7 protein-coding genes are annotated in these 5,890 nt (G+C 63.7%); all 7 read right to left on the reverse strand.

Features of this window, described 5'->3' with window-relative positions:
- Window positions 1–423 precede the first annotated feature (423 nt).
- Window positions 424–1,518 carry an ACR3 family arsenite efflux transporter gene (arsB, locus tag QZY07_RS14280; RefSeq protein WP_295403974.1) on the reverse strand — a complete coding sequence of 365 codons (1,095 nt, stop codon included), beginning with the start codon at window positions 1,516–1,518 and terminating at the stop codon, window positions 424–426.
- A gap of 9 nt (window positions 1,519–1,527) precedes the next feature.
- Window positions 1,528–1,956 (reverse strand): arsenate reductase ArsC, encoded by a 429-nt coding sequence (locus tag QZY07_RS14285; protein ID WP_295403977.1) that lies wholly within the window; start codon window positions 1,954–1,956, stop codon window positions 1,528–1,530.
- 50 nt (window positions 1,957–2,006) lie between these two features.
- Complete coding sequence (locus QZY07_RS14290; RefSeq protein ID WP_295403980.1) at window positions 2,007–2,330, reverse strand: metalloregulator ArsR/SmtB family transcription factor; 324 nt, start codon at window positions 2,328–2,330, stop codon at window positions 2,007–2,009.
- Between the two features lie 475 nt (window positions 2,331–2,805).
- Window positions 2,806–3,606, reverse strand: a complete 801-nt coding sequence (locus QZY07_RS14295; RefSeq protein ID WP_295403983.1) for an arsenite methyltransferase — start codon at window positions 3,604–3,606, stop codon at window positions 2,806–2,808.
- A 148-nt stretch (window positions 3,607–3,754) separates the two neighbouring features.
- Window positions 3,755–4,483, reverse strand: coding sequence for an ABC transporter ATP-binding protein (locus QZY07_RS14300; RefSeq protein ID WP_295403986.1), 729 nt, complete (start codon window positions 4,481–4,483; stop codon window positions 3,755–3,757).
- Window positions 4,480–5,694 (reverse strand): ABC transporter permease, encoded by a 1,215-nt coding sequence (locus QZY07_RS14305; protein ID WP_295403989.1) that lies wholly within the window; start codon window positions 5,692–5,694, stop codon window positions 4,480–4,482. The genes QZY07_RS14300 and QZY07_RS14305 overlap by 4 nt, the downstream gene beginning before the upstream one ends.
- The coding region (locus QZY07_RS14310) for a hypothetical protein (RefSeq protein ID WP_295403992.1) at window positions 5,691–5,890 on the reverse strand (200 nt) is incomplete at its 5' end. The genes QZY07_RS14305 and QZY07_RS14310, both read right to left, overlap by 4 nt.

Consider the following 5,890-nt stretch of genomic DNA (forward strand, 5'->3'; position numbering starts at 1 on the left):
GCGCTGCGAACAAAGCCGGCCATGGTCGTGCCCATAAGGCTTGCGGCACGGGCGAGAAGATACTTATCATCAGCGTCAAGCTTCAGCTCAACACGGGCAACTGCTGTCATAATCTCACCAAATTTAATACGGTATATTACCGTATTAAATTGCCGAAGTCAAACCAACTGGATCCTTGAAATCAGAGCCATTTCCGGATGAAACAGAACTATCCGTTGTCAGGGGCATCGTCTGCCAGCAGTGTTGGCCGACTCAGGACGGCGTGACGTTCAGTGCAGTGAGGTCAAGGAGGGGGCCAAAGGCCGGGGGACACGAACGGAGCTGAACGTCACGCCGTCCTGCGTCCCGCGCGCCCTCTTGGGAATGACTGCAATCGCGTTGCCGACCACCAGTTTCGGACTTCTAAGTCAAGACCTCATGCATTTACAAGGGTGAAATTGGTGACTGATTTGAACCTTGTTCGTACCAGATTCTGGAGTTATTAACGACATGCACCACCAGCAGCATGACTGGCACCTCGATCAGCACTCCGACCACGGTTGCCAGCGCCGCGCCGGACTGGAACCCGAAGAGCGAGATCGCCGCCGCCACCGCCAGCTCGAAGAAGTTGGACGCCCCGATCAGGGCCGAGGGACAGGCGACGCTGTGTTTTTCGCCGACCGCGCGGTTGAGCCAATAGGCCAGCGACGAGTTGAAGAACACCTGGATCAGGATCGGCACCGCCAGCAGGACGATGATCAGCGGCTGCTTGAGGATCTGCTCGCCCTGGAAGGCGAACAGCAGTACCAGGGTTAGCAGCAGGGCGACGATCGAGGCGTGACCCAGGGTGTTGAGGGTGGCGTCGAAGCGGGCCTCGCCCTGTTTCAGCAGGACATAACGCCAGATCTGCGCGATGGCGACCGGGATCAGGATATAGAGCACCACCGAGGTCAGGAGCGTATCCCAGGGCACGACGATCGCCGAGAGCCCGAGCAGCAGCGCGACGATCGGCGCAAAGGCGACGATCATGATGGCATCGTTGAGCGCCACCTGCGTCAGAGTGAAATAGGGATCGCCCCCGGTCAACCGGCTCCAGACGAAGACCATCGCCGTACAGGGGGCGGCGGCCAACAGGATCAGTCCGGCGACATAGCTGTCGAGCTGGTCGGCCGGCAGCCAGTCGGCAAACAGGCCGCGAATAAAGAGCCAGGCGAGCAGCGCCATCGAGAAGGGCTTGACCGCCCAGTTGATGAAGAGGGTCACGCCGATGCCCTTCCAATGGGACCGCACCTGACCGAGTGCGCCGAAGTCGATCTTCATCAGCATGGGGATGATCATCACCCAGATCAGCACACCCACCGGCAGATTGACCTGCGCGACCTCCAGCCGGCCCAGAAACTGGAAGGGCGCAGGGAAGAACTGACCCAGTCCGATCCCGACGAGGATGCAGAATGCGACCCAGAGGGTTAGCCAGCGCTCGAAGAGACTCATGGGTGCGCCAGCGGCTTGTTTGGCAGTGATTTCACATTGAACAGACATGGACGGTGCCTACTGATTCCGAATAAGACCCAGCGCCTCGACCACCGCTGGGATCAGCCGTGCGCGGATGTCGTCACGCACCTGGATGAAGGATTCCAGCGGCTCGCCGTGCGGGTCATGGAAGGGAAGATGGATGCGTGGGACAGGGCGCGGGAAAATCGGGCAGCTTTCCTTGGCGTTGTCGCAGACCGTCACCACCAGATTGATCGCCTCGTCGAGCACGGCCTCGATGTCCTTGGGGTGGAGCCCTTCGGTCGGCAGTCCGGCGTCATGCAGCGCAGCAATGGCACCGTCCGCCACCTTGGGCTGCGGGCGCGTTCCGGCGGACAGGGCGCGCACCTGTCCAGCGAGATCATGATTGAGGATGACCTCGGCCATCTGCGAGCGGCAGGAATTACCGGTGCAGAGGACGAGGACGGTCTTGGGGGCGGTGGTCATCGGGGGTTCCTCGGAAGCGAAGCGTTGGGTTGAATCAGCGGGCGATAGGATCAGGTTTCGCAGGGATCGCAGACGGAGGGCGCGGGCGCGATCGCCTCGCTCCCCATCCCGTCTTTCATGTGCATCAGGATTCGCAGTGCCCACGCCGGCAGTTGCGGATCGAGGCGGTAACGCATCCACACACCATCGCGCCGGACCCGCACCAGCGCCGCGCTGCGCAGCACCGCCAGATGGCGCGAGACCTTGGGCTGCGAGGCGTCGAGCGCGCTGTGCAGATCGCAGACGCACAACTCGTCGGCGTCCAGCAGCATCGCCAGGATGCGCCGGCGGATGGGGTCGGCCAGGGCTTCGAAAAAGGCTTGAGGGTCGCTCATGCGGGTAGACGCTCTGAATCGCGGGACGTTTTAAGCTGATCGAACAACCAGGAAAACATGCGTTTTAAGATATACGAAACCATTATAATAATTTGTGATTTAAACGGAAACATACGACCATGCATATATTTTGCGACCATATTGAACACTCCCCTGATTGAAGAGGTCGACGCCGACGCCCTGGATTTGCTGGAAACCTTGATGTCCGCTGGTTTGCCCGCCCAGGATTTGGGTGAACCGGGTCGGCGGTTTTTCCGTTTTCGTGATGGGGCGGATTCCTGAATCGGTTTCATCGGGTGGGAGTGCGCAGGGTCGGCTGCACTGTTGCGCTCGCTGGTCGTGCTGCCGGCCAAACGCGGTCAAGGCTGGAGCCGGAGGATGACCACATGGGCGCTACAACACCTGGCCGAAGCAGGCATCACCGGATGCACCGACGCTTGCCCTGAATCTCGCTGTTGATCACTCGGAACGCGGTTTAGATCGAAGGCTTGATGGCCTCGATGGTGGCCGAGATGACGAAATCCTCGATCGCGATCCCCGGCGCCCAGTCGCGGATGAAGGCGCGGCTCTCATCCTTCGGAGTGATCCGAATCTGGGTGAAGCCGTTCGCCGCCAGCATGGACTCCAACTCGGCGACCGAGGCGGCGCCTGCCATGCAGCCGGTATAGAGCGCCAGATCCTCCCGGACCGCCTCCGGCAGCTCGGCCGAGGCGACCACGTCCGAGATCGCCAAGCGCCCGCCCGGCTTGAGGACGCGATAGATCTCGGCAAAGACGCGCGGTTTGTCCGGCGCGAGGTTGATGACGCAATTGGAGAGGATGACATCCACGCTCCCATCCGCCACGGGCAGGTGCTCGATCTCTCCCAGGCGGAACTCGGTGTTGCGATAGCCACCTTGCTCCGCATTGGCACGGGCCTTGGCGAGCATCGCCGGGGTCATGTCCACCCCGATCACCCGACCCGTCTCGCCGACCTGGCGCGCGGCGAGGAAGGCGTCGAAACCCGCGCCGCTCCCCAGGTCGAGCACCGTCTCGCCGGGCTTGAGCGCCGCGATCGCCTGGGGGTTGCCGCAGCCCAGCCCCAGATTCGCGCCCTCTGGGACGGCCAGAATCTCGGCGGCGCGATAGCCCACACTCCGGGACACATCGTCCAGCGCAACCCTGGGTGTCGCGCAGCAGTTCGGCGGGCCGCCGCAACCGGGTTCCGCGCCCACGGCAATCTGTCCATAGTGTTCGCGCACCGCCTGACGGGGGTGGTCGTGGTTCGGCTCGTTCATGGTCATGTCCTCGTTCGAATCGCTGACGTCTTGACGGTTACCGAAGCCAATGGAGATCCCGATCGCCAGCCTCAAGAGACCATCGCCGATGACGCCTGCCCCAGTGTTCTCGAACCCTTTGGACCGGGACTTGCGACAGAGGGTTCACTCATTGCTGCACGTCGCTCTCGGGATTGGCGCGCTCGCGGATCGCCCCATCCTCGACATCGAGAATCCGGTCGAAGACATCGAGGGTGCGGTGGTCGTGCGTGACCACGAGGACCCCGGCGCGGCGTTCGTGAGCGACTTTGGCAAACAGCTCCATGACCTGCCGTCCAAGCGCGCCATCGAGCGATGCCGTCGGTTCGTCGGCCAGGATCAGGCTGGGGTCGTTGGCCAGCGCGCGGGCGATGGCGACGCGCTGTTGTTCGCCGCCGGACAATGCGTCGGGGAGATTGGTCGCGCGCGGACCGACGCCGAGGTAGCCGAGCAGATCGAGCGCCCGCTGGCGAGCCTGACGCGCCGGGGTGTCGTTGATCTCCAGCGCCACCTGGACATTTTCCAGCGCGGTGAGAAAGGGAATCAGATTGGGCTTTTGGAAGACGAAGCCGATGTGCTGGCGGCGGAACGCGCGGGCATCGACCAGCGCGCGCGGGCCATCCATGACCGGCTGACCGCCGATAGCGATACGCCCCGCGGTGGGCGGATTGATCAGCGCCATCGCGGTGAGCAGCGTCGACTTGCCGGAGCCGCTCGGACCGAACAAGCCGACGATTTCACCGCGTCCAATTCGCAGCGTCGCCGCGCGGATGGCGACCACTTCGGTGTGACCTTGACCGTAGACCTTGCGCAGGTTCGTGACCTCGATGGCGGGTGCATCGCTGACGACGACGTTCATCCGGCGAGCACCGTGTTGGGCTCGACGCGCAGCGCCTTCCAGATACCGAGCAGACTGGCCAGCGTGGAGCAGAGGATCACGATGATCCCGAGCGACACCAGGTCGGGCGGCTCGATGAGGACGCGCCGGGGGAAATAGGGAAAGAGATAAAACCCCAGACACCAGGCGATGCCGAACCCGCACGCCCCCATGAGCAGCGCCTGCTGAAGGATGAGACCGCCGATGACGCGATTACGCGCGCCGATGAGTTTGAGCAGGGCGATGTCGCGCAGCTTGTCCAACGTCAGGGTGTAGATGATCAGCGCAATGATGATGGTCGAGATGATGATGAGCAGGACGCGAAAGAGCCCGAGCTGACGGCGCGCCTTGTCCACCATGCCCGCGAGCAGCAGATCTTTTTGCTCCTGGATGGAATAGACGGTAATGTCCGGCCAGGTGCCAAGGATGCGCCGGACGGCGGCCGCGTCCGCACCGGGCTTGAGGGTGACGAGGATGGCGCTGACTTGCGGCGTGGCGAACGCTGGGATACCGCTGGAGAGGCCGGCGGCACGATCGAGGAGTAACGGCTGGAGACGTCCCAGGTCGCTGTCTGCGACACGGGCGCGCCGCGCCGCGCGTTCCAGACGCACGGCCTCGCCGGGGACGTCGAACTGAATCGCTAGCGCGTCGCTGACGGTGAAGAAGGTGAGGCCATCGCCGCCCGTCCCGACCAAGCCGCGCGTTTGCCCGACAACTTCGTAGAGATCCTTGCCAAGCTTGATCTTCTCCCCCAGCGGCAACCCCAGCGATTGATCGGCGATCAGTTCAAAGTGCGCCTGGCGCAGCCCGCGGCCGGCCACGAGCGGCACCCAGTCGCCCTGGTCGTCCGGCCAGGCGAGCCCTTGCACGACCATCCGCAAGGGCTTGCCCCCCTGTTCGCGCTGAAGGGTGTGCGAGACGAAGCGGCGTGCCCGCGCCACGCCCGGGACGACGCGCACCCGGTCTTCAAGATTGGCCGCCACCCGCGAGATTTCGGCGAACGGCCCGCGCGTGGTGCCTTGCACGACCCACAGATCGGCCCCCACGCGGTCCACGAGCAAGGTCGCCTCATGGATCAAGCCGCGATAAATACCGCCCATGCCCATGACGATCATGAGCAACAGACCGACGCCCAGGGTGGTGAAGACGAAGCGCCCCACATGATGGCGGATGTCACGGATGGCGAGATTCATGGCCGGGCGATGCGCTGGCCGTCGGTGAGGGCGGTTTTGCGACCCGCGGCGGGGTGGACGACGGGCTCGCCGGCGCTGAGGCCCTGCGTGACGGCGATGTCCTGGGCGCCGTGCAAACCCAGGGTGACGCCGCGCCACTGAGCGCGTCCTTCTTGGTCGACAAAGACGCCAGGCTGTCCGGCCTTCCAGACCAGGA

The sequence above is a fragment of the uncultured Thiocystis sp. genome (assembly GCF_903866365.1).
Lineage (GTDB): Bacteria > Pseudomonadota > Gammaproteobacteria > Chromatiales > Chromatiaceae > Chromatium.

What these genes read in the sequence shown, in the direction of transcription:
- arsB (WP_295403974.1), bottom strand. Translation starts at nt 1,518, where the DNA reads ATGTCTGTTCAATGTGAAATCACTGCCAAACAAGCCGCTGGCGCACCC.
- QZY07_RS14285 (WP_295403977.1), bottom strand. Translation starts at nt 1,956, where the DNA reads ATGACCACCGCCCCCAAGACCGTCCTCGTCCTCTGCACCGGTAATTCC.
- QZY07_RS14290 (WP_295403980.1), bottom strand. Translation starts at nt 2,330, where the DNA reads ATGAGCGACCCTCAAGCCTTTTTCGAAGCCCTGGCCGACCCCATCCGC.
- QZY07_RS14295 (WP_295403983.1), bottom strand. Translation starts at nt 3,606, where the DNA reads ATGAACGAGCCGAACCACGACCACCCCCGTCAGGCGGTGCGCGAACAC.
- QZY07_RS14300 (WP_295403986.1), bottom strand. Translation starts at nt 4,483, where the DNA reads ATGAACGTCGTCGTCAGCGATGCACCCGCCATCGAGGTCACGAACCTG.
- QZY07_RS14305 (WP_295403989.1), bottom strand. Translation starts at nt 5,694, where the DNA reads ATGAATCTCGCCATCCGTGACATCCGCCATCATGTGGGGCGCTTCGTC.